The 22,988-nt window shown below is 46.6% G+C and carries 25 protein-coding genes; 4 read left to right on the top strand and 21 right to left on the bottom strand.

Annotation, left to right across the window (positions count from 1 at the left end; all coding sequences use genetic code 11):
* Positions 1-81 precede the first annotated feature (81 nt).
* Positions 82-810, top strand: a complete 729-nt coding sequence (locus tag FO441_RS04040) for an SDR family NAD(P)-dependent oxidoreductase (RefSeq protein ID WP_145286122.1) — start codon at positions 82-84, stop codon at positions 808-810.
* 30 nt (positions 811-840) lie between these two features.
* On the opposite strand, the gene FO441_RS04035 is transcribed toward FO441_RS04040, so the two are convergent.
* From FO441_RS04035 to FO441_RS03985, 11 genes are all read right to left on the bottom strand, one after another.
* The gene (locus tag FO441_RS04035; protein WP_145286119.1) at positions 841-1,803 is read right to left on the bottom strand and encodes an ROK family glucokinase; all 963 of its coding nucleotides are present in this window, start codon (positions 1,801-1,803) and stop codon (positions 841-843) included.
* Positions 1,804-1,805: 2 nt separating this feature from the next.
* Positions 1,806-2,000 (bottom strand): YqgQ family protein, encoded by a 195-nt coding sequence (locus FO441_RS04030; protein WP_237604740.1) that lies wholly within the window; start codon positions 1,998-2,000, stop codon positions 1,806-1,808.
* On the bottom strand, positions 1,987-3,402 hold the full coding sequence (locus FO441_RS04025) for a rhomboid family intramembrane serine protease (RefSeq protein ID WP_145286116.1): 1,416 nt from the start codon (positions 3,400-3,402) through the stop codon (positions 1,987-1,989). Before FO441_RS04025 ends, FO441_RS04030 begins: the two co-directional genes overlap by 14 nt.
* The gene (locus FO441_RS04020) at positions 3,395-3,967 is read right to left on the bottom strand and encodes a 5-formyltetrahydrofolate cyclo-ligase (RefSeq protein ID WP_145286114.1); all 573 of its coding nucleotides are present in this window, start codon (positions 3,965-3,967) and stop codon (positions 3,395-3,397) included. Before FO441_RS04020 ends, FO441_RS04025 begins: the two co-directional genes overlap by 8 nt.
* 132 nt (positions 3,968-4,099) lie before the next feature.
* Complete coding sequence (gene phoU, locus FO441_RS04015) at positions 4,100-4,753, bottom strand: phosphate signaling complex protein PhoU (RefSeq protein ID WP_145286110.1); 654 nt, start codon at positions 4,751-4,753, stop codon at positions 4,100-4,102.
* The gene (gene pstB / locus FO441_RS04010; RefSeq protein WP_145286107.1) at positions 4,754-5,572 is read right to left on the bottom strand and encodes a phosphate ABC transporter ATP-binding protein PstB; all 819 of its coding nucleotides are present in this window, start codon (positions 5,570-5,572) and stop codon (positions 4,754-4,756) included.
* A 48-nt stretch (positions 5,573-5,620) separates the two neighbouring features.
* On the bottom strand, positions 5,621-6,499 hold the full coding sequence (gene pstA / locus FO441_RS04005) for a phosphate ABC transporter permease PstA (RefSeq protein ID WP_145286104.1): 879 nt from the start codon (positions 6,497-6,499) through the stop codon (positions 5,621-5,623).
* Complete coding sequence (gene pstC, locus FO441_RS04000) at positions 6,500-7,402, bottom strand: phosphate ABC transporter permease subunit PstC (RefSeq protein WP_370637542.1); 903 nt, start codon at positions 7,400-7,402, stop codon at positions 6,500-6,502. It abuts the gene before it with no gap.
* An 84-nt stretch (positions 7,403-7,486) separates the two neighbouring features.
* Positions 7,487-8,497: a PstS family phosphate ABC transporter substrate-binding protein gene (locus FO441_RS03995; protein ID WP_145286099.1), complete on the bottom strand. Its 1,011-nt coding sequence runs from the start codon at positions 8,495-8,497 to the stop codon at positions 7,487-7,489.
* A 171-nt stretch (positions 8,498-8,668) separates the two neighbouring features.
* Complete coding sequence (locus FO441_RS03990; RefSeq protein ID WP_425473442.1) at positions 8,669-10,864, bottom strand: peptidoglycan D,D-transpeptidase FtsI family protein; 2,196 nt, start codon at positions 10,862-10,864, stop codon at positions 8,669-8,671.
* A 108-nt stretch (positions 10,865-10,972) separates the two neighbouring features.
* Positions 10,973-11,575, bottom strand: a complete 603-nt coding sequence (locus tag FO441_RS03985) for a superoxide dismutase (protein WP_145286096.1) — start codon at positions 11,573-11,575, stop codon at positions 10,973-10,975.
* Positions 11,576-11,733: 158 nt separating this feature from the next.
* Here FO441_RS03985 and FO441_RS03980 point away from each other — a divergent pair, with 158 nt between their 5' ends.
* Both FO441_RS03980 and ispG read left to right on the top strand, forming a co-directional pair.
* Positions 11,734-12,465 carry a DUF1189 family protein gene (locus FO441_RS03980; protein WP_145286093.1) on the top strand — a complete coding sequence of 244 codons (732 nt, stop codon included), beginning with the start codon at positions 11,734-11,736 and terminating at the stop codon, positions 12,463-12,465.
* Positions 12,466-12,558: 93 nt separating this feature from the next.
* On the top strand, positions 12,559-13,677 hold the full coding sequence (gene ispG / locus FO441_RS03975; RefSeq protein ID WP_145286090.1) for a flavodoxin-dependent (E)-4-hydroxy-3-methylbut-2-enyl-diphosphate synthase: 1,119 nt from the start codon (positions 12,559-12,561) through the stop codon (positions 13,675-13,677).
* A 46-nt stretch (positions 13,678-13,723) separates the two neighbouring features.
* On the opposite strand, the gene FO441_RS03970 is transcribed toward ispG, so the two are convergent.
* The 8 genes from FO441_RS03970 to FO441_RS03935 all read right to left on the bottom strand — a co-directional run bounded on the left by FO441_RS03970 (position 13,724) and on the right by FO441_RS03935 (position 20,090).
* On the bottom strand, positions 13,724-14,377 hold the full coding sequence (locus FO441_RS03970; RefSeq protein ID WP_145286087.1) for a hypothetical protein: 654 nt from the start codon (positions 14,375-14,377) through the stop codon (positions 13,724-13,726).
* The gene (locus FO441_RS03965; RefSeq protein WP_145286084.1) at positions 14,370-15,242 is read right to left on the bottom strand and encodes an ABC transporter ATP-binding protein; all 873 of its coding nucleotides are present in this window, start codon (positions 15,240-15,242) and stop codon (positions 14,370-14,372) included. Before FO441_RS03965 ends, FO441_RS03970 begins: the two co-directional genes overlap by 8 nt.
* Positions 15,239-15,616 carry a GntR family transcriptional regulator gene (locus FO441_RS03960; protein ID WP_145286080.1) on the bottom strand — a complete coding sequence of 126 codons (378 nt, stop codon included), beginning with the start codon at positions 15,614-15,616 and terminating at the stop codon, positions 15,239-15,241. The genes FO441_RS03965 and FO441_RS03960 overlap by 4 nt, the downstream gene beginning before the upstream one ends.
* A gap of 80 nt (positions 15,617-15,696) precedes the next feature.
* Positions 15,697-16,122, bottom strand: a complete 426-nt coding sequence (locus FO441_RS03955) for a Fur family transcriptional regulator (protein WP_145286077.1) — start codon at positions 16,120-16,122, stop codon at positions 15,697-15,699.
* Entirely contained in the window at positions 16,097-16,948 is an 852-nt protein-coding gene (locus FO441_RS03950; protein WP_145286076.1) for a metal ABC transporter permease, read from the bottom strand. Before FO441_RS03950 ends, FO441_RS03955 begins: the two co-directional genes overlap by 26 nt.
* Positions 16,929-17,726 carry a metal ABC transporter ATP-binding protein gene (locus tag FO441_RS03945; RefSeq protein ID WP_145286073.1) on the bottom strand — a complete coding sequence of 266 codons (798 nt, stop codon included), beginning with the start codon at positions 17,724-17,726 and terminating at the stop codon, positions 16,929-16,931. The genes FO441_RS03950 and FO441_RS03945 overlap by 20 nt, the downstream gene beginning before the upstream one ends.
* A 117-nt stretch (positions 17,727-17,843) precedes the next feature.
* Positions 17,844-18,755: a deoxyribonuclease IV gene (locus FO441_RS03940; RefSeq protein ID WP_145286070.1), complete on the bottom strand. Its 912-nt coding sequence runs from the start codon at positions 18,753-18,755 to the stop codon at positions 17,844-17,846.
* Positions 18,756-18,776: 21 nt separating this feature from the next.
* A complete protein-coding gene (locus tag FO441_RS03935; protein WP_145286068.1) occupies positions 18,777-20,090 on the bottom strand; it encodes a DEAD/DEAH box helicase in 1,314 nt (437 codons plus the stop codon).
* A gap of 141 nt (positions 20,091-20,231) precedes the next feature.
* Here FO441_RS03935 and FO441_RS03930 point away from each other — a divergent pair, with 141 nt between their 5' ends.
* The gene (locus FO441_RS03930; RefSeq protein ID WP_145286065.1) at positions 20,232-21,194 is read left to right on the top strand and encodes a 4-hydroxy-3-methylbut-2-enyl diphosphate reductase; all 963 of its coding nucleotides are present in this window, start codon (positions 20,232-20,234) and stop codon (positions 21,192-21,194) included.
* Positions 21,195-21,236: 42 nt separating this feature from the next.
* Here the strand turns inward: FO441_RS03930 and FO441_RS03925 are convergent, their stop codons facing one another.
* Together FO441_RS03925 and FO441_RS03920 are read right to left on the bottom strand one after the other, a co-directional pair.
* Positions 21,237-22,310: a Nif3-like dinuclear metal center hexameric protein gene (locus FO441_RS03925; RefSeq protein WP_145286062.1), complete on the bottom strand. Its 1,074-nt coding sequence runs from the start codon at positions 22,308-22,310 to the stop codon at positions 21,237-21,239.
* Entirely contained in the window at positions 22,307-22,981 is a 675-nt protein-coding gene (locus tag FO441_RS03920; RefSeq protein WP_145286059.1) for a tRNA (adenine(22)-N(1))-methyltransferase, read from the bottom strand. The genes FO441_RS03925 and FO441_RS03920 overlap by 4 nt, the downstream gene beginning before the upstream one ends.
* Between the last annotated feature and the right edge of the window lie 7 nt (positions 22,982-22,988).

Genomic DNA, 22,988 nt, shown 5'->3' with positions numbered 1-22,988 from the left:
TTTTATGCATGTTTTTTTATTTTACAAAAATTAAAGGTTTAATTATAATTGTACATGGACTAAACATGAGGAGAGATGAGCATGAGATATGTATTCATTACAGGCACAAGCCGGGGGCTTGGAAACGCCTTGCTTGATATTTTCAAGGAAGACCGCATCATCAGTATTTCAAGATCCGAAGTCGAAACGGATGTTGAACTGTACAAGACATTCCATGTCGATTTTCTGGATGAGCAGGCTCTGGAAGATGCTGTTCCTGAAATATTCAGCTCCATACAGCCGGAAAAAGGAGATGAAATCTTCCTGATCAATAATGCCGGTGCAGTCAATCCGGTCAAGTCGATTGCCAATATGGATGCGAAAGGATTTCTCGACAACTATAAAATCAACGTACTTGCCCCTGCCCTCCTGATGAAGGGTTTTGTTGCTGCCTTTGGTGAACTGCAGGCTGCCAAACGCATTTTAACCGTATCGAGCGGTGCGGCACTCAACCCGATGGAAGGATGGGCAGCCTACTGCAGTTCGAAGGCCGCTGTCAACATGGTCAGTGACGTACTGCGCCAGGAGATGGACAGGCTGGACTATCCGATACTCTCTGCGACCTACCGTCCGGGTGTCATTGATACCGACATGCAGGGAGAGATACGCTCAGCTGATCCGGAAGACTTCCCGGATATCGACAAGTTCAAAGACTACAAATCTTCAGACCGGCTCTATCCGGCTGAGACTGTTGCCTATATCGCCAAACGCATTCTCATATCGGACAATTTCGGTTTCTCGGAAAGCTACAGTGTCAGCGATTTCCTATAGAAAAAGGCGTACCTCAAGGTACGCCTTTTTTCATGCCAAAAACTGTTTGACCAGCCGTGCAGCACCGTAGATGCCTGCATCGTTACCAAGTTCGGCCATGACAATTTCAGTATTCTCATAGGCTGGTGGGAATGTAATCGGACGGTAGTATGCCTCTATCCTGTCTGTCAGCATGCGACCTGCACGGCTGACACCGCCACCAAGAATAAAGTACTTTGGATTGGTCACCGCTGATAGGCTGCTGAGTGCCACTGCAATATAGTGGGCGACTTCATCGATGACCTTGAGTGCCAGCGCATCATCCTTCTCCCCAGCTTCGACAATCGATTTTGCCGACAGGGTGCCGGCTTCAATCCCATTTTTAAGCAGTGTATCCGTCATGCCGCTTTCGTAATAGTGCACCGCAAGATTCTTCATGCCGGTAGCGGAAGCAACTGTTTCAAGGCAGCCCTTCTTGCCGCAATTGCACTGGAACCGACGATTGTAATCCACATAGAGGTGTCCGATCTCACCCGCAGCGCCCCCATGTCCATGGATGAGCATGCTGTTTGAGACAACACCTCCGCCGACGCCTGTACCAAGTGTCACCATGACGACATCCTTATGGCCACTGCCTGCCCCTTTGAACTGCTCGCCGAGTGCTGCGACATTTGCGTCATTGTCGACAATGGTCCGGATGCCGCTGATCGATTCGAATTCGGAGACGATCGGCTTCTGCTCCATCCAGTTCAGATTGATCGCCCCATTCAATATGCCATTGTTGAAGTCTACAGGACCTGGAACACCAAGTCCGATCCCGATGACTCCTGCCAGGTTCAATTCATGGTCATCCCCTTTCGATTTGAATGACTGGTGGATATCTTCAAGTATACGGCTGCCCTCGTCCGTAGTATCTGTAGGTATTTCCCATTTGTCCAATAGTTCAAGGTCCGGTGTGAAGACACCCAGTTTACAGGTGGTCCCGCCGATATCTGCTGCAAGAATTCTTTTCATAACTATCCCTCTCTCTTCTGTCTCAGGATCAGAATGGACGTTTTGTATTCTTCGCTCGTAATGAGTCCAAACTGATACAGTTCCTTGATTTCCATTTCCATTAGCTTAAGCATGTTCTGTCTATCCTTATCATATACGTATATGCCAAAACGCAGCAGCAGCCTGTTGATATAGGTCAGATCCCTATTCATCTGCATCGTGCGCCTCGACGATCGCCTTCAGTTGTGGATCTTCTATTTCTTTTGCATCGACTCCGGAAAGGATCTGATCCATTTCCTCATACTTTCTTTCTTTTCTCAGCTGCATCAGCCTATGGCGCATCACCCATTCATCATCCGGGTTCATCGCAATACTTCTTTCATGGAACTGGCGGGCCTGCTTTGTATCTCCTGCATATTCTGCAACAAGTCCCAATGCATGATAGGTTTTGGCTGTATCATTATTCGTGCGGATTGATTCATTGAGTATACCAAGCGCTTCTTCGTACTCGCCTGCCTCGATGTGCTCCATGGCCATGACACTGAGCGGCTGTGCTGAATGGTGCCTCTGGGCCATGAACCAGGAAAGAACGATAAGCAGAATAAAAGCCGTCAGCGCAGCAGTGTGCCATCTGAGCTTGAATTTCCTTGGATGATACATCACACCGAGCAGAGCACCGAAAACCAGTCCGCCGATATGTGCATAGTGGTTTACATTCGAGATGAACTGTGTAAGTACGGAGACTACGATGAAGACGACGGCAATCTGGAAGAGCAGTTTGGCACTGATTCGCCCGTGGACGAGCAGATGGACAACCAGAATTGCCAAGAGACCGTATATGGCACCACTGGCGCCTAGTGATATTCCCTCAGTGATGAACATGATGGAAAACAGGCTCGAAGTGATACCGGTCGCAACATACGCAATCAGAAGCCGCCAGCTGCCGAAAATACTCTCTGTAAATTTCCCGAGAATATACAGGGCAAATATGTTGAACAGGAAGTGGTCGACAGTAGCATGCAGAAAACTGCTGCTCAGTAGACGGTAGAGATCGCCTTCGATGACATTATAGTGGTTCAATGCCAGCATCTGTGTATAGCGGTATGAATCGGCGAAATGGATTGCTGCCAGATTGAACAGAAAGACGATCAGGTTGATGCATATGAGCAGATATGTCATCGGACTGAACTGATGCATGAACTTCTCGAATGGATGACGGCTCGCAAGACGCTTCTGATAATATGCAGGAGCCTTTGGCTTTTTATGATTCAGATCGATTCTGTAGAACGGATTCCGAACCAGCTCCTCTGCCCCTCTGATGCCCTTGAGCACAATCTTCGCACCGTCGACCTTATGTTTGCTGGTATAAGGAGACTCTGTAAAATGATAGCTTTCAACGAGAGCAACCTTCATGTTTTGAGACAGTCTATAATACATGTTCGACAAGTACCGCATTTCATCATCTTGTACTTCCTCTGGCAGCCCGCGTGCATTCAGACACATCATTGCATTCCTTTTTGAATTGCGCATCCATATAGCATCCCGGCCCTGGTCATAATGATGGAACGCATAATCCGTGTAGCGCGACACTTCATAGGCAATGTGCCATAAGTTAAACATTTCTCTTCCTCTCTGCTTCGGCGTCGATTGTTCTTTCCGGAGTAATCAGAAGATCAACCGGAATATCATGGTTTTCTGGAATGACCTCGCCAAGCTGCTCTTCGAAAAGCAGGGAAACCTTCAGGCCGTCATAGTGGCTGAGAAACCGGTCATAATAGCCGCCGCCATAACCGATACGGTATCCATCCTGGGAATAGATCAGACCGGGAACCACAATCATTTCAGGATGGTTATTGACATCTTCCGTATATTCAGGAATACGCAGATTCTTCTCATCTTTCGTCACTTTATCGAAGGATGTGAATCTGCGGAACTCCATCTGTTTATTTTCATAATTGCATACTGGAGTATAGATCACCTTGCCCTGCAGTGTAAGATGGTCGATAATACCGTCCGTATCCATCTCATGCGGCATGGACAGTACAATACCGAGAGATTGTATTCCTTGTGATTCGATCAGATCCAGCAGTCTGCTTTTCAGTATTTCCTCGCGCTCCTGTTTATCCGCTGGTTTCATGGAAGACAAGGTCGCCATCATTTCCTTGCGCAATGCTTTCTTATTCATTGCAATGCCTCATTTCGTTTGTAATTGCTAATATGATACTACTATTATAATCATCCTGACGACAAAGAAAAAGCATAGATGATGAATATGGGTAATTCAGCAAATAAAAAATAGACCTTGGATGACCAAGATCTATTCTGAAATATTTCTGCTTTCGTGCTTGTCACCAGTCAGAACATAATAGACATGTTCTGCAATGTTCTTGATGTGATCACCGATGCGTTCCAGATACTTCGCGCACAGCTGGCTTTGACCGGTGATGAAAGCATCCGTCTCATCAAAAATATCCGACGTTGTAATCTGAACGAACAGACCGTCGATATCCTCATCCCGCATGATGATTTCTTTGCATAGTTCAAGATCCTTATTGTCATAAGCCGTCTTGACATCTTCAAGCATCAGCATTGCAAGATGCTCCATTGTGGACAGACGCAACAGCAGCTTTTCATTGGTGATGCGTACACGCTTTCTCACTTCGCCAAGATTGCTGATATTATCACTGATCCTCTCAAGATCGTCTGCCACTTTGATGCTTGAAATGATCAGACGAAGATCCGTTGCCACAGGCTGCTGGGTGGTGATCAGGTTGATTGCCTGGTTATTTATTTCTTCTTCCAGTCTGTTGATCCTCTTATCATCGCTGACAAGCAGTCTTGCATCTGCGGTATCATCACTTGAGAGTATGGCTGTACATCCCGTAAGACGTTCATAGCACTCCTCACCGAGTGTCAGTACGCTTTCATATAAGCGTGCCATTTCGTCTGAAAATTTCTCGCGGTAGACCATCTATCCGAATCTTCCGGACACGTAGTCTTCAGTACGCTGATCCTTCGGCTTGTCGAATATGACGTTTGTTTTATCGTATTCAACAACATACCCCTGATAGAAGAAAGCAGTTCTATCGGAGATGCGGGCAGCCTGCTGCATGTTGTGGGTTACAATGACGATGCTGTAGTCTTTTTTCAATTCATGCATAAGATCTTCGATTTTTGTTGTGGAAATCGGGTCAAGGGCACTTGTCGGCTCATCCATCAGGATGACATCAGGTTCAATCGCAAGCGCACGCGCAATACAGATTCTCTGCTGCTGTCCGCCTGAGAGTCCATAGGCATTGTCATTCAGTCGATCTTTGACTTCATCCCATATTGCAGCGCCCTTCAGACTTTTTTCGACGACCTGGTCAAGAACCTTCTTATTGCGGACACCGTGGACGCGCGCACCATATGCGACATTGTCATAGATGGATTTAGGGAATGGATTCGGCTTCTGGAATACCATGCCGACTTTTGTACGAAGATCTTCCACTGTATAGGATTTGTCGAAAATACTCTGGTCACGGTAGACGATATCGCCTTCCGTACGGACAATCGGTACAAGCTCGACCATTCTGTTCAGGGATTTGATGAATGTGGATTTACCACAGCCGGATGGACCGATGATTGCGGAGATCTCATTCTCGTTGAAATCCAGGTTGATGTTCTGGAGTGCATGATTGTTGCCATACCAGAGATTGAAGTCTTTTGCCTGGAAAACAGCCTGTGTCTGTTCAATGGTTCTATTTTCTTCTGTACGGTCCTGGACCGCTGTATCATAGACTGTATTCATATTTTTTTCCTCTTTTACTTTTGACGAAGTCATATTTAAGCCTCCAAATTAAAAACGTTTCGAATATTTGTTTCTTATATATATAGCCACTGAGTTCATCAGGAAGAGGATGAACAGCAGTACAATGATGCCGGCTGCGGTAACGGATTGGAATTCGGGATTAGGCAGTTTTACCCAAGAGTAGATCTGCATAGGCAGTGCTGAGAATGTGTCGAGCACGCCTGTTGGAGTAAACAGAAGGATTGTTGGTATCCCTATGATGATCAGCGGCGCTGTTTCTCCGATTGCACGTGAAAGTGCGAGAATGATACCTGTAATGATACCTGGAACTGCAGCAGGCAGAATGACACGGGTAATTGTCTGCCATTTTGTTGCTCCCATTCCAATGGATGCTTCGCGGATGGTAGAAGGTACAGAGCGAATGGATTCCTGTGACGCGACTACGATGACCGGCAGAATCATCAGTGACATGGTAAGTGCTGCTGCAAGTACAGAGCTGTCAAGTTCCATCAGACGTACAAAGAGTGTCAGACCAAGAAGTCCGAAGACGACTGAAGGGACACCTGCCAGATTGGAGATATTCACTTTGATGAAATTGACCAGTCTGTTTTTTGGTGCATACTCCTCAAGATAGAGCGCTGTGCCTACAGAGAGTATGATCGCTATAGGTGCAGTGACAGCCATCAGCCAGAGTGTCCCGATCAGGGCGCCATATATTCCTGCACTTTCCGGCCTGCTTGAGCTGTAGCTTGTAAAGAAGTCTGGTGTAAGATATCTCCAACCATCAAGAACAGTGTCTATGAGCAGTGTCGCAAGTACAACAAGACCGACAAGGGTAAACAGCAGGAAGATATACTTCAGAACTTTATTCAGCAGCAGACGCCCGCTTAATTTTTTTGATACTTCTTGTTTATTGATCAGTTCCATTTAATATTCCTCCCTGAATTTCCGTGAAAGCCACTGTGCAACAACGTTCATGATCAGCGTGAATACGAAAAGTGTCATACCTACAGCATAGAGGCTGAAATACGTATCCGTACCATAAGTTGCATCACCTGAAGCAACCTGGACGATGAATCCTGTCATAGTCTGTAGTGATTCCAGTATGTTTATACTGGCATTCGGCGTACTACCGGCGGCAATGGAAACTATCATAGTTTCACCGATTGCACGGGAAACGGCAAGTACAATTGAAGATAGGATGCCTGATATTGCTGCAGGAAGAATGACCTTGAATACCATCTCAAGACGTGTTGAACCAAGCCCGAGTGCGCCTTCGCGCATTGTATTCGGCACGGCACTCATCGCATCCTCACTTAGACTTGCTATCATCGGTATGATCATGACACCTACAACCAGACCTGGACTGAGAGCATTGAAGAGGTTGACTTCAGACCATATTCCTCTAAGCAGTGGCGTAACAAACGTCAGTGCAAAGAAACCGTAGACGACAGTCGGAATTCCGGCAAGGATTTCAAGAATCGGTTTGATGATGCGTCTGACGCGGTCGCTTGCATATTCACTGAGGTAGATTGCAGCACCCAGTCCGACCGGGACAGCGAAAATGACTGCTATGACAGTGATTTTCAAAGTACCCATGATTAAAGCAAAAATTCCCCATTGTGGATCAGAACTGAATGCTGACCACTCCGTGGAAGTTAGAAATTCTATAGGTGAAACCCTTGTGAAGAACACGATTGTTTCAGAAAGTAAAGTGACCAGGATGCCTATTGTCGTAAGGACGGAAACTAAAGTAATTAGTAATAGAATGATAGGAACCATCTTTTCGATGAATGCGCTACTTCTTCTGCCCTTCTTCTCACTGATCATTTTTTGAATATTATACTCGCTCATATTAGCCCTCGTTTCAAAATACTTTAAAATGGACGGGTCTCGACCCGTCCATATGTTTTCTTATTGGAATTCTGCAAGCTTATCCATTTGTTCTTGCATTTCTTCTTCTGTCAGTGCAACATATCCAGCCTCTTCAGCTGCAGTTGATGCATTGTTCAATGTGAATTCCATGAATGTCAGGAATGCTTCATTGTTCTGAAGTGCTTCATTTTTAGCGTATACGAACAGTGGACGTGCAAGTGGATACTCATAGCTCATAACAGTTTCATCACTTACTTCCACCGGCTCTTCAGTTTCAGGACCTTGGATCGGAACACCTTTCAGGTTGTCCTGGTTGACCATATAGAAGTTGTAGCCGAAGAACCCGATGGAGTTGGCATCACTGGCAACTGATTGGGAGATGACGTTTGTATCCTGGTTAAGCTGAGCTTGGATATCAGCATCTTCCATTACAACTTCTTTGAAGAAGTCGTGGGTACCGTGTGACTGGTCGGGAGCGTAAGCAGTAATCTCCTCATCCGGGAAGTCAGCACGAACGTCGCTCCAAGATGTTGCTTCGCCACTGTAGATCATTCGTAGTTCTTCGAATGTAAGATAGTCTACAAAGTCATTTTCAGTGTTGACTGCAACAGTCAGACCGTCGTTTGCAACTTTGAACTCTGTATATTCGATGCCAGCATCTTCAAGTGCAGTGATTTCTTCTTCCTGGATTTCACGGGAAGCGTTCTGGAAGTCTGTTTCACCAGCGATGAACTTCTCAAAACCACCACCAGTACCAGATACACCGACAGCAACTTCTACGTCAGGGTATTCAGCATTGAAATCTTCATTTATCAGTTCAAGGATTGGCGCAACTGTTGATGAACCATCACCAGTAACAGTTCCAGAGAGGGAACCTTCTGTTGTCTCTTCGCTGCTCGCTTCAGAGCTTTCTGTAGTTTCCTCTGTGCTTTCTTCTGTTGATGCTTCTTCTGTACTTTCATCTGATGATCCGCCAGAACCGCCGCCGCAAGCAGCAAGAATGAACATCAGACTCATGAGCAGTGCAGCCATGAACATACTCTTTTTCATTACCCGAATTCCTCCAATAATTAAGTGTTGTATTTGTTACATGCTCCACTTTATCGAATGAATGTAAATTTGGAATGAATGGTTTGTAAAGATTAAGTAAATGTGGTTTAAAAACAAACTAATCGAAAAAAATCCCGGAGTTGAAGATATACTTCAACTCCGGGTCTGTATTCAATAGCTGCCATATGACAGTCTTGCATAGAAAGCATCCGTATCGTACTGGTATGGTTCGACAGGCGCCTGCTCACGATAGATTTCATAGTATTTGTTTACAACATCCCTGCCGAGATACTGTGCGGGGAAGAATGGAACGGTATAAGGCATATGCGGGAAGATGATTGAAAATGCCATTTCCGGATTGTCGTATGGAGCATAGCCGGTATAGGTCTGGTTCAGTACATTGTCCCCATTATATACTGCTTCTGCAGTACCTGTTTTACCGGCCGCTTTCGGCTCAAGTTCATGGTAGGCATCCCAGCCCGTACCGTATCGGTCTGTAGAAGTGTCGTGGGTATTGAAGACGTCGTAGAATCCTGCATGGATCTGGGACAGTTCGGCGGGTGAGAATCTGACTGTATTGAGCACCTGTCCATTGAAGGACTGGAGCACAGCACCCGCTTCATTCGCATCCCCTTCACGTACTTCCTTGGCCATATGAAGCCCCACCCTATTACCGCCATTTGCAATTGTAGATACATATTGCGACAGCTGCAGTGCTGAATACGTATCATACTGTCCGATCGACAAGTTCAGATAGCTTCCCGGACTGTTGGAGAGGTCAGGACTGAGACCCACTGCTTCATTCGGCAGATCGATCCCCGTCGACACACCGAGGCCGAACTGGTTGAGACCGTTCCTGAGTGTGTTCGCTGCATCTCCTATGCCGGTCGGTAATGACATGCCACTCTGGTATTCCAGACCTGCAAGCCGTAGAGCAATTTTCATCATATAGACGTTTGATGATACCATCAGTGCTTCCTGATCATCAATCGCCACCTGCCCGGTTCTATTGAAGAAGGAACTGATCGTCTGGGTTCCGCCTGCGAAGTCCAGTGGTTCATCAATCAGCGTCTCTCCTGGTTCGATGACCTCATTCTGATAGCCTGTGGCGACCGTGGCTCCTTTCACTGAAGATCCCACGGCATAGGTCGATGTCAGCGCACCGTAGTGATAATCGATGATATTGCCTTCATCATCCAGCTGCTTCCCGACCATGGCAAGTATATCCCCGTTATTTGGATCCTGTACGACAAGTACAACCGTATCCAGATATTCAGGGATGATGGTATAGTCGATTTCCCCGGTTCTGCTGTTTCTCTCCTGTATCTCCTCTGCCATATCCCGCAAAGAAGTGAGATGGTGCTCGGCCAGTGCCTCCAGTTCGAGCTGAAGATCGATATCGATAGTCAAATAAAGATTGTCACCCGGCTCTCCTCGAATCGCAACCTCACGATTGATGATTTCTCCTGATTTGTCTGTTGTGAATTTGACCTGCTCCTTTTTGCCGCGCAGTATATTTTCGTACTGGTATTCGAGATAGGTCTTGCCTACCCTGTCATTACGGGAGTAGCCACGTGCCATATAATAGTCCAGCAGTTCTCTCGGCAGCCCCTCCTCGGAGGATGATACTTCCCCGAGAACGGTACGGAGTGTATCACCATAAGGGTAGTCCCGTTCCCAGTCCATGCCAGTCGATATCCCTTCCAGCGAATCAAGCGACTCATTGATTTCTGCGAACTCCTCTTCCGTCACCCCATCACTTTTTACAACGACTGGATTCAGTTCACGTGCATTGACCATTTCGACATAGATGGCGATTGTGTTCAGATCTTCTTCAGTAAGGATGCCTGAAATCTGTTCTTCAGTAATACGCTGGTAGAGCTCCTGGTTGAACTGTTCCTGTGAGATGTTGCCATTATCAAGCAGTGTCTGCTCATTTGACATCAGTGCCTCGACTTCGTCAGGGTACATGCTGATCAGGTAGTCCTGCTTGTCCCTTAAAGACAGGTTTTCTGTCTCCATATCAAGATATGTACTGAGTTCAGCTGCGACATCCATAATTTCACCGGATGCCATATTTCTATGACGTGTAAAATAGATCGCCTTCTTTGAGGCATTTCCGACCAGCAGGTTGCCATTTCTATCATATATTTCGCCTCTGGGTACACTCTGGTTGATTTCCACGTACTGCTCATTGGCAATTTCCTCCTGATACTCATCACCTTTTACAATCTGGAGGTAGCCGAGGCGGAATATGAGAAGTAGACAGAGCAGAAATACAATCAGCATGATGATGTTGATCCTTGATTTCATGACTTGCCTATTTATCGCCTCAAGGCTTTTTGTTTTTGCACGTTTCAATTCCACTCATTCCTTCTTCCACTTAAAATATGTATCGCTATTCTACCACATAATCATGAGGGAAATTGAAAACAAACAAAAAAAGAGCGGGAATCCCCGCTCTGATAATAAAAATTATTTTGCATTGCTGTAGAGTTCGTTTACCTTGTCCCAGTTGACGACATTCCAGAATGCCTTCAGATATTCAGGACGCTTGTTCTGATATTTCAGGTAGTATGCGTGCTCCCATACGTCTACGCCAAGAATTGGTGTCTTGCCATCTGAAACAGGATTGTCCTGGTTAGGTGTGGAGACAATTTCAAGCTCTCCGTTGTTTACAACGAGCCAAGCCCAGCCTGAACCGAAACGTGCTGCGCCTGCAGCCTCAAATTCTTCTTTGAACTTGTCGAAAGAACCGAATTTGGATTCGATTGCATCTTTGATTTCACCGGAAACTTCTTTGGATTCCGGAGTAAGCAGCTGCCAGAACATGGAGTGGTTCAGGTGACCACCACCATTGTTTCTCACTGCAGTCTTCTTGTCTTCAGGAACAGAGTCAAGGTTGCTGATGATTTCTTCAATGGACTTGTTTTCAAGGTCCGTACCTTTTACTGCATCATTCAGTTTTGTTACATAAGTGTTGTGGTGCTTTGTGTGGTGAATTTCCATAGTTTCTTTGTCAATGTTAGGTTCCAATGCATCGTATGCATAAGGTAGTTCTGGTAGTTCAAAAGCCATAGTTAATTCCCCTCCATAGTTAATTGTTTACATACCAAATATATCAATTCGATGTTAAAATAACAAATGTATTGCCTGTTTCCATCGTACTTTTCAGACCATGGTATGAATTTGAAAGCCACAGGAAACATCCAAGTATCAGAAAGAAGCGTGACGTAATGAAATTTTTTACTTTCTATAAAAGATTTTTGACTCTCAACAAGTACCCCCTTTTCCGAACTGCCAATTTCAAGCATATGCTCATTAATATACTGCTCATCTCGTTGATGATCGCCCTGCCGAATATCATTTCATTATTCCAGAGTGTCAGCGCCACAACGAGTCTCACCAGCATCGAGTCCGAGATACCCGAGTTTTCCATTGTGGATGGCGAATATGTCGGGGAATCAAAGACCATCCAGATCCACGGCAGCAGTATCCTATTCAGCGGAAGTAGATCTACCGGGGATATGACCGGTGCGGACCGGGAGGTTCTCATCGGATTTCTGAAAGACGGCATATACATACGGGATGTACAGGGAGGTGGCTTCGACTATTCATATATCAGCCAGGTCGAAAACAATGAGGATCTTGAAACATTCATCGAGCAGCAGACTTCAAGCCTCTATTTCTATGTCGCTGTCTATGTCGTCTTCTATACAGCAGTCATCATGTTCTTTGCCGTCATACTTCTGTCCATCGGAGTTTATGCCATGCATCTCATCTCCTCCGTACTCAGGAAAAAGTCACGGTTCATGAACTGGTTCAAATTTTCCACCTTTGCCACTGTCCTGGCACTGATACCGATAATCGGCATTCAGCTGGCTGCAGGATTGACTCCATGGTGGATCTACCTGGCCACACTACCCTTCTACTTCCATTATTATAGGAAGCTTCCTGCAATGAAATAGATGCCTTTGGAAGGCGCAACGTTTACATTTTTATTTCATATCTAGTATAATAGCTATTGATTTAGAGAATCATATAATATGAGGAGTTTGGTTATGTCTCAAATTACACACCGTACTAATACAAGACCGGTCAAAGTCGGCGATGTCACCATTGGCGGTGCCGATCAAATCATCATCCAGAGCATGACGACGACGAAAACTCACGATGTCGAAGCAACAGTCGCGGAAATTCTTCGTCTAGAAGAAGCAGGATGTCAGATTGTACGTGTCGCATGTCCTAAAGAAGAAGATGCACTGGCTATCCCGGAAATAAAAAAACAGATTAACATTCCACTTGTTGTAGATATTCACTTTGATTATAAACTCGCACTGCTTGCTGTTGAAGGCGGTGCGGACAAGATCCGTATCAACCCGGGTAACATCGGTAAGCGTGAGAAAGTCGAAGCAGTCGTTGAAGCCTGCAAGGCCAAAGGCATTCCGATCCGTATCGGCGTCAATGCCGGAAGTCTTGAACGCCACATCATCAAGAAATATGGCTATCCGACAGCCGACGGCATGGTCGAGAGTGCTCTGCACCACATCAAGATACTCGAAGACCTCGACTTCCATGACATCATCGTGTCTATGAAGGCATCGGACGTCAACCTGGCAATCGAAGCGTACGAGAAAGCGGCGAAAGCATTCGACTATCCGCTCCACCTCGGTATTACGGAAAGTGGTACACTGTTTGCCGGTACCGTAAAAAGTGCTGCCGGACTCGGTGCCATCATCTCCAAAGGCATCGGCAACACGATGCGCATCTCACTTTCTGCCGATCCGGTCGAAGAGATCAAAGTAGCGAAGGAACTGCTGAAAAGCTATGGCCTCGCAAGCAACGCAGCGACACTCATCGCCTGCCCGACCTGCGGCCGTATCGAAATCGACCTGATTTCCATTGCGAACGAAGTCGAGGAGTACATCTCCACCATCAAGGCACCGCTCAAAGTGGCGGTACTCGGCTGTGCGGTCAACGGACCAGGTGAAGCACGCGAAGCAGACATCGGCATCGCCGGTGCGCGTGGCGAGGGACTCCTCTTCATGCATGGCAAAACGGTAAGAAAAGTGCCGGAGGAGATTATGGTCGAGGAACTGAAGAAGGAAATCGATATCCTTGCAGAAGAACACTACGAAAAAGAACGCAAGACAAAAGAAGAAGCAGAAGCTGCTAAATAGATAGAGAAATGAGAAGTCCTCCAAACTTTGGTTTGGAGGACTTCTTTTATATCATGTCATATTTGGTAATGTTACGCCTGTTGATGAAGTATGTCGCAACAAACATGATGATGCCGATAGCGAGCGTATAGATTGGGACGTGATATAGAAATATATCGAAACCGGGTAATGTGCGATCCATTTCATTGACGTTTATTAAAGGTAGGAAATGAAAGAAATAAGTGATGATTACTGGCACTCCATAGAGGAAGTATCCTGTAAAGACGTAGCGCATCCAGTATTTCACAAAGCCGAAGTAGTACAGATTCATCACAATCAGGCTGACACCTATAATCATTATAAATCCATAGATATAGTACATCTCTTTAGTTGTGGTGAGGTAGCTCCCTGCAATCAGTGAAGTCAGAATCAGCATCATGATGTAATAGACATACTCCCCTTTCAGCATTTCCTTCTTGTTATTCGGCAGTGTATAGAAAAAATGATGGTTGTTATTTTTTCTCATAAAATCATGGATGCTCAAATACGACGAGGTTGTAAATATGATTGAAACAAAGTTCAATATGCTTGTAAACTGCAGAATGATCGGCTGGACATCCGATGGCAGCAGAGCTGTAATGACATTTATGATGATAGTCGCAATACCGACATACCAGATCCATCTGGAATGGAAAAGATTCAGCACAAGCTGCTTATACATGATCAAAACCCCTTTTCTCCTTTTTGATGTAGTACATGATTTCATCTATTGTAATAGGCTCCACTACAACTTTATTTCCATACAATTCCCGGAACGCTTCGTATTCTTTCGACATTCCTTCAAAGCCAAGTGAATTCCTTGTCGTACCGATGAGCAGCGATTCGGTCTCATCGTCAAGCATGTCCATGCTGCCCTTCACTTTCCTGTAAGTCTCAAACAGCGCTTCCTTCTCCATTTCGAACAGTTTCTTTCCGTCATCGATCATGATGATGTAATCGGCAATCCTATCAAGGTCGGATGTGATATGCGTACTGAAAAGAATTGTCATCTCCTCATCAATCATCAGTTCCTGCAGTATTTCAAGCAGTTCCATGCGGAATGTCGGATCGAGATTGGACGTCGGCTCATCCAGAATCAGGAGCTCTGCATTATGGCTCAGTGCAATGGCAATGGAAAGTTTGACTTTCTCGCCAGTGGACAGATATTTTATTTTCCTGTCTGTTTTGACATTAAATGTCTGCAAGTACGTTTGGAATGTTTCATTGTTCCATTCGTCATAGAAAGTGTGGAGCAGTCTGCTCAATCTGCCTGGTGTCACATTCTGTGGCAGCCGGTCTTCGGCAAATACCAGGCCAATCTGATTCAGCAGCTCTGTTCTTTCTTCTTCCTGATCCTGATCAAGCACATTGATATCTCCACTATCCTGCTTTTTCAATGACAATATATGATTGATTACTGTGGACTTGCCCGCACCGTTCTCACCGATCAGTCCTGTAATGTAGCCCTTCCTAATATTCATATCAACGTCTTCCAGCTTGAAACCGCCCATACTTTTATTCAGTCCTGTGACAGTGATTGCATTCATTTGTCCTCATCCTCCATGACTTTGATCATTTCTGCAAGTTCTTCTACGGAAAGGTCGATCTGTCTGGCTGTCTTCAGCAGGTCCTGGATCTTCTTCTCAATTTCTACAAGTACCTGCTCTCTTCTGTTTTCAGCATTCTGTTCACTGACGAATGTGCCCTTGCCGACGACAGAATATACGTAGCCGGATGCTTCGAGATCCTGATAGGCCCGTTTGGTGGTAATGATGCTGATACTCAGTTCCTTGGCGAGTGAGCGCATCGACAGCAGGGGGTCTCCTGGTCTCAGCTCACCATTCATGATCAGCCGGATGATCTCCCCTTTCAGCTGTTCATAGATGGGGATATCGCTTTGATTTGATATTCGGATGTTCATCGCATCACCTCCGTTTATATTGTATATACTTAATATATACAATATGTACAGTGGTGTCAACATAAAAAAGACCAGAACTTTTAAGTCCTGGTCTTCTTGCATTCGCCGCATAGGCCATACAGTTCCACTTTATGGTTTCTGATTTCAACATCATCCAGCTCATTCTCCCATTGCTGCACCGGACAGTAGTGGATGACTCGTGTCACGCCGCATTCGTCACAGATGAAATGATGATGGTGGTGTGTTGTGCATGAAATTTTATAGTGCATCTCGCCTGATAGTGTTGTCTGCTCCAGCACATTGATATCTTTCAGGGTGTACAGGTTGCGGTAGATTGTATCATAGCTGATGTCCGGATACTCGTCCTTCAGCAGCTCCTGGACATCTTTGGCACTCAGATATCTGTTTTCGTCGAGGAACAGCTCGATCATGCGCATTCTTTTCTGCGTGATCTTGAGACTGTTCTCCTTCAGTTTATCTTTATACTGATTCAGTTGGTTGGCCACGTCGCTTCACTCCTATCCGGTCAAGAATAATGGTTACGGCAAGCAGTGCGAGGGAAACAAGTACGATTGTGCCACCTGGAGAGACATCCAGGTGGAAACTCATGAACAGGCCGGCAATCACAGCCAGTTCACCGAATACGACACTCATGACCATCAGCTGCTTGAAGCTTGAAGTCACACGCATTGCTGCTGCCACAGGCAATGTCATCAGGGCACTGACAAGCAGTATGCCGACAATCCGCATTGACGCACTGATGACGAGTGCGACAACGATGATGAACAGGAAGTGGATCCACTTGCTGATGTTCATGACATCTGCATACTCTTCGTCAAATGAAACAAGAAACATTTCCTTATATAGCAGATAGATGAAGATGAGGACAACGATGCCGATCACTGCAATCAGGATGAGATCGAAGAACTGTACTGCACTGATGCTGCCGAAGAGGTACCCGAACAGATCCTGGTTGAAGCCGTCAGCCAGGGACAGGAACAGCACACTGAGTGCCACGCCGAAGCTCATGATGATCGGTATGGCAAGTTCCTGGTAGTGCTTATATACACTGCGCAGACGTTCAATGCCGAGTGCACCGAATACCGAAAATACAATGCCTGTAATCAGCGGATTGATCGTCATGCCGACGAGTGACGAAAGATAGACGCCAAACGTAATGCCGCCGAGTGTCACGTGGCTCAGGGCATCAGCAATCAAAGATAGTCTTCTGATGACGATGAACGTGCCGATCAATGGTGCAATAAGCCCTGCAATCAGACCACTGATGAAAGAGTAGCGGATGAAATCATAGTCAATAAGCGCCTGTATCACTGGTAGTACTCCTTTCATGGTCATGACTGACAAGTTGCAGCGGGAAACCGTAGATTTTGGAAAGTTCGGCCTCACCAAGGTTTTTGAACTCATTATTGGTACCATGGAAATGAAGGTGCTCATTCAGACATGCCACTTCATCCGCATGATCGACGACAACTCCGATATCATGGGTGACGAGCAGAATCGTCACCGACTGGGATTTAAGCTTGAATAGTACATCATAGAATTCCTTTACGTGCTTGGCATCGATGCCGACAGTCGGCTCATCCAGTACAAGAATCGACGGGTTATTGATCAGGGCTCTTGCAATGAAGACACGCTGCGTCTGTCCACCGGACAAGAGGGATATGTTCTTGTTCTCGAGATGGCTGATATTCAACAGCTCGAGGACTTCCTTCAGCTTCTGGCGGTCGTTTCTGTTGAAACGCTTGAACAGCCCTTTTTCTTTTGTCAGACCGCTGAGCACGACTTCCCCCACTGTCGCAGGAAATCCTTTGCTGAAACTGTTGGACTTCTGTGATACGTAGCCGACCTCCTGCCAGGACTGATAGGCGCGTATGCTCTTGCCATTGATGTTGATTTCGCCCGTCTGCAGCCGAAGTACACCGAGTATCAGCTTCAGCAGTGTCGTCTTGCCTGAACCGTTCGGTCCGACAAGTGCAACAAAGTCGCCTTCATGGACTTTCAGGTTGATATTTCTAAGAGCAGGTGTGGTTTCGAGTTTATCTTTATAAGTGTAGGAGATATTTTTCAGTTCAAATATCGGATGTTCCATCACGTTGTCTCCTTTATTTTTAATCATTACAGTATTATAAAGGAATCGTTACGTTTTGTAAATAGGAATGATTACGAAGTAAAACCAGGATACCCACCCGAGTATCCTGGTCCTCCATTAATGCTGTTCCTGCTCGATCATCATCGGATTGATCTCTTCTTTAAGGGAAGGGTTGAACTGGCCGCTTCTGATCATTTCAATCTCATGCTTGTATGGTGCCATTCTGCTTTTCTTGTTCGGTCCGACAAACGGTGTTTCAAGAATCTTGGGTACAGCTTCGAACTCTGGATGGTTGATGATATAGGAGAGTGCATCAAAACCGATATGGCCGAAACCGATATTTTCGTGACGGTCCTTATGTGCGCCGACTTCATTTTTCGAGTCGTTGATGTGCAGTACTTTGATCCGGTCTTTGCCGACGATGCGGTCGAATGATTCGAGTACGCCATCAAAATCATTGACGATATCATATCCCGCGTCGTGGACGTGGCACGTATCGAAACATACACTCAGGCGCTCGTTGTTTGTCACCCCATTGATGATTTCGGCAAGCTCTTCGAAAGTGCGCCCGACTTCCGAACCTTTGCCTGCCATCGTCTCAAGGGCAATCTGGACATCATGGTCGTTCGTCAGTACTTCATTCAGTCCTTCGATGATGGACTGGATGCCACGCTCGGCGCCTGTGCCGACATGGCTGCCCGGGTGCAGCACAATCTGCTTGGCACCGAGGTGTTCGGTACGTACAATCTCTTCCTGCAGAAATTCGACGCCGTGGTCGAATACACCTTCACGTTCAGAGTTCGCAATGTTGATGATGTATGGTGCATGGACGACAATATTAGAAATGCCATTGTCGGCCATATGCCGCTTCCCGGCTTCGATGTTCAGATCTTCCACTTTTTTTCTTCTTGTATTCTGGGGCGCACCCGTGTAGATCATGAATGTGTTCGCCCCGTAGCTCTTTGCGGATATGCTTGCCGCCTCGAGCATTTTCTTTCCACTCATGGAAACATGTGATCCTATCAGCATCTCATTCACCTTTCTATGTTGCTATCTTTTTTTCTTTCTGCTCTTCGCATGTTTCATCCGTTCCTGCTTTTTCAGTGTATCAAGTTCGTATTTCATCTTCCGTCGGTAGCCCGGCTTGACCTTCTTCGGTTTTTTCACTCTGTGTGAAAGCTGGCTCTCGAGATTGCCTTCCTGGCGCTTCCTTCTGGCACGCTGGGTTCTGGATTTTATTTCAACAAGTTCGCCTTTGCGGATATCTTCATGAACAAACTTGTAGCCTTTGCTCTCCAGTGCATTGACCAGATACTCCTCATCCGGGGTATAGAGCGTAATTGCATTGCCGGTGTACTCGCCTCTGCCGACACGACCGACGCGGTGTGTAAAGAATTCAATATCCTTGGGAATATCAAAATTGATGACATGCGATGCACCATCAATATCGAGGCCTCTCGCTGCGAGATCACTCGCGACGACCCAGACGTATTCAAGCTCACGGATCTTCTTGATCTCCTTCGTCCGTTCCCTCGGTTTCAGACCTCCATGGAAGAGGCCGACATTGACGCCATTGCTGTTGAGATATTCGAACAGTTCGTCTGCACGATCTTTCGAATTGGCGAATATCAGGCCGATGTACGGCGTGATATTCCTTGTCAGAGCGAGTACTTTCCCAGCTTTGTCGTCCCCTTTTACAGGCACAAGGCTGTAATGGATCGACGCCTTGTTCTTCGGCTGGTCGATGATGATGATTTCGGTCTCACCAATGTACTTTCTGAGAAAGATCCTCAAAGCTTCCGGAATGGTGGCCGAGAAGACGAGGAACTGGCAGGATTCACTGACAGTCGACGCGATGCTGTCGATCTGTTCGAGGAAGCCGAGATCGATCATCAGGTCTGCTTCGTCTATGACCAGACTCTCGACCGCATGGAGATTCAATCCCCCTTTATCCCTCAGGTCCTTGATGCGCGTCGGTGTCCCGATTACGATGTGCGGGGACTTCGATGCCTTCTGTACATCCCGCTCGATGTCCGTCCCTCCGATGAAGGCGGCTGCACTGATTTCCGGGAAGGATTCCAGCAGTTCATTCGTCATCTGATAGAGCTGTTTGGCCAGTTCTCTTGTCGGTGCAAGTATGACTGCCTGTGTATGGGATTTCTCCGTATCGATTTCATGGACGATCGGCAGCAGGAATGAGTGGGACTTGCCACTCCCTGTCTCTGATTGTGCCACGACGTTTTCTTTTTTGAATACTTTTGGTATCACACGCTCCTGTACCAGGGTGGGGTGTGTAAAATTTATGCGTTCGATTGCATTCAGCATCTGATCGCTGAATTGGAACCTTTTAAAAGCACTACTCATGGTTTCACCTGATTTCTTTAATAAACTCAGCTTATATTATAACTGAAAAGAAGGTGTTAAGCCACACATCATTCATACTGCGTGATGATTTAAAAATTGTGGGATTTTGGTTATAATGGAATCAAGGGAGGAATAGACTTCATGGATATTATTAAAATTAGCCCGCGCGGGTACTGTTATGGTGTTGTGGATGCAATGGTGATTGCCAGGAATGCGTCCATGGACAAGACGCTGCCCCGACCAATATATATACTCGGCATGATCGTGCACAACAAGCATGTTACAGATGCATTCGAAGAGGATGGCATCCGCACACTGGACGGTGCCAACAGGCTTGAGATTCTGGAAGGCATCGATGAAGGCACTGTTATCTTTACTGCTCATGGCGTCTCTCCGCAGGTCAAGGCGAGAGCCAAGGAGAAAGGACTGACGTGCATCGATGCGACGTGTCCGGACGTTGAAGTGACCCACCAGCTCATCCGGGAGAAGACGGCCAATGGATATGACGTCATCTATGTCGGCAAGAAAGGTCACCCGGAACCAGAAGGCGCCATCGGCGTTGCTCCGGATAATGTCCACCTCGTTGAAACCATCGACGATGTAAAGTCACTGCCGGACGATCTGATCGATAAGAAGCTGATTGTAACCAACCAGACGACGATGAGCCAATGGGATGTCAGCCATCTGATGGATCAGCTGAAAATACAGTTTCCTCATATCGAAGTGCATAAGGAGATCTGTCTGGCGACACAAGTACGCCAGGAAGCAGTGGCGGAACAGGCCAAGGAAGCAGATCTGCTGATTGTCGTCGGAGATCCGAAAAGCAACAACTCCAACAGGCTCGCGCAAGTGTCGAAGGAGATTGCACATACGAACGCCCATCGCATCAGTTCATTAAGTGAACTTAAGAATGAATGGCTCGAGGGAATCGGCAGTGTTGCCATTACAGCTGGTGCCTCCACGCCGACACCAATCGTCAAGGAAGTCATCGACTATATCAAGGACTATGATGAAAAGACACCGAATGAACCTGTATCGACGGTGCCGAAAGATAAAATACTGCCGAAAATCAAGAAAGCAAAACCTGTAAAGATCATGGAATAGAAAATGGCCTTCGGAGCCAAAGCTCCGAGGGCCATTCTTCTGCTATTCGAATGGGCTGGTATTGATTTCAGTGGCGTGGACGCTGATGTCCGTCCGCTTCTCTATCAGCTTTTTCATTCCTTCTGCCATAAGGGCCTCGATATAGTGGCCCGCATCAATAATTGATCTTCCAGCCAGTTTGGCATCATATGCTTCATGATATTTAACATCTCCGGTGATCAGTACATCGATCCCTTCCGAAAATGCTTCGCTGATATAGCTCATTCCGGATCCCCCGATGATGCCGACTTTCTTGATGCCGTCGTTGCCGGCGTCAACGACATTGACGACCGGATGGCCTGTTCTATCCCTGATCAGAGCAACCAGATCCGTAAGCGTACCACTATAGTCGAATTTGACACCCAGTCCCTTGTCACTCGGCTTTTTCAATGTCAGTACATCATAGGCGGGCTCTTCATACGGATGGGAAGCAACAAGCGCTTCAATCACCTGTTTCTCATGGGCTGCTTCGAAGATGGCTTCCACAATGTACTCATCAACGTGTTCCAGTTCGCCTTGCGTGCCGATGTGAGGATCGGCGGCATACCCTGGCCTGAACTGGCCCTTTACGGGATACTGGAAAAAGCATTCCGAGTAGTCGCCCTGATGGCCGACACCAGCGTGCACCAGGTCCTGCTTCAGCTGTTCGGCATTCTCCTTTGGTATATTGACACGGAGCTTCTTATAGAAGTACTCATGCTTGATCAGTACTTCCGTCTCAGCCACGCCGAGCACAGCAGCAATCATATGGCTGACACCTTCAGGCTGGTGGTCAAGATTGGTGTGCATGGCGATCAGAGAGATGTCGTTTCTGATCAGATGCCGGATGACGGCCCCGACGCCCGACTCGACAACCTGGTTGACGTTGGGAAAAATCAGCGGATGATGGGCGATGATGACGTTCGCCCCGACTTCGATGGCTTCATCCACTGTTTCGTGCGCGCAGTCGAGCGTTGTCAATATGCCTGTCACTTCATCTTCACCGTTTCCGACAAGCAGTCCTGTGTTGTCCCATTTTTCGCTATCCTTAAATGGTGCAATTTCATCGAGTATGGTCATCAGTTCTCCAACTTTCACTGTTCAAGCACTCCTTTCAGCGTATGAATCGTTGCTGCAACCTCATCAAGCCTCGTCGTATTGGAAGAATTATTTTTAAGGCTTTCGTAGATGTTCTGCTGATGTTCAAGTTCCCTTTGCAGCTTTTCAATAAACGCTGCTTCACGCTTGTCGAGTAGGATCGGACCAAAAGTAAGTGCCGTCTCGCTGTAATCCGCCCTTCCTTCTTCTGCCACGATGATCTCATAGAAGTGGTGGCCATCCTGAATGACCGTCTCCTCGATGATTTCATATCCAAGGGCAACAAGCACCTTTCTGACCGGATATGTATGGGTGTTTGCCTGAAGTACAAGTCTCGGGAATCCACCAAGATGATCAAAGCCACTCTGAAGAATATCTGCAATGAGCGGTCCGCCCATTCCACAGATGGTAACTGTGTCGACAGCGTCCTCAGGCTTTGCAACTTCAAGACCGGAGCCGAATCTGGCTTCGATTCTGTCCGTCATGTTCTCCCTCTCGATGTTCCTGACTGTAGATTCATATGGCCCCTTTACCACTTCCCCGCAGATTGCATACTGGACGATGCCTCTCGATACCGCTTCAATGGGAAGATAGGCGTGATCCGAACCGATATCCAGCATTTTTCTGCCTGTTATAAACTCTGAAACTCTCTGTAATCTTTCATCCAGCATTAGGTTG

The organism is Salinicoccus cyprini (assembly GCF_007713705.1).
Lineage (GTDB): Bacteria > Bacillota > Bacilli > Staphylococcales > Salinicoccaceae > Salinicoccus > Salinicoccus cyprini.
Note: the sequence above shows the minus strand (reverse complement) of the source record. Positions and strands in the feature narration are given on the sequence as shown.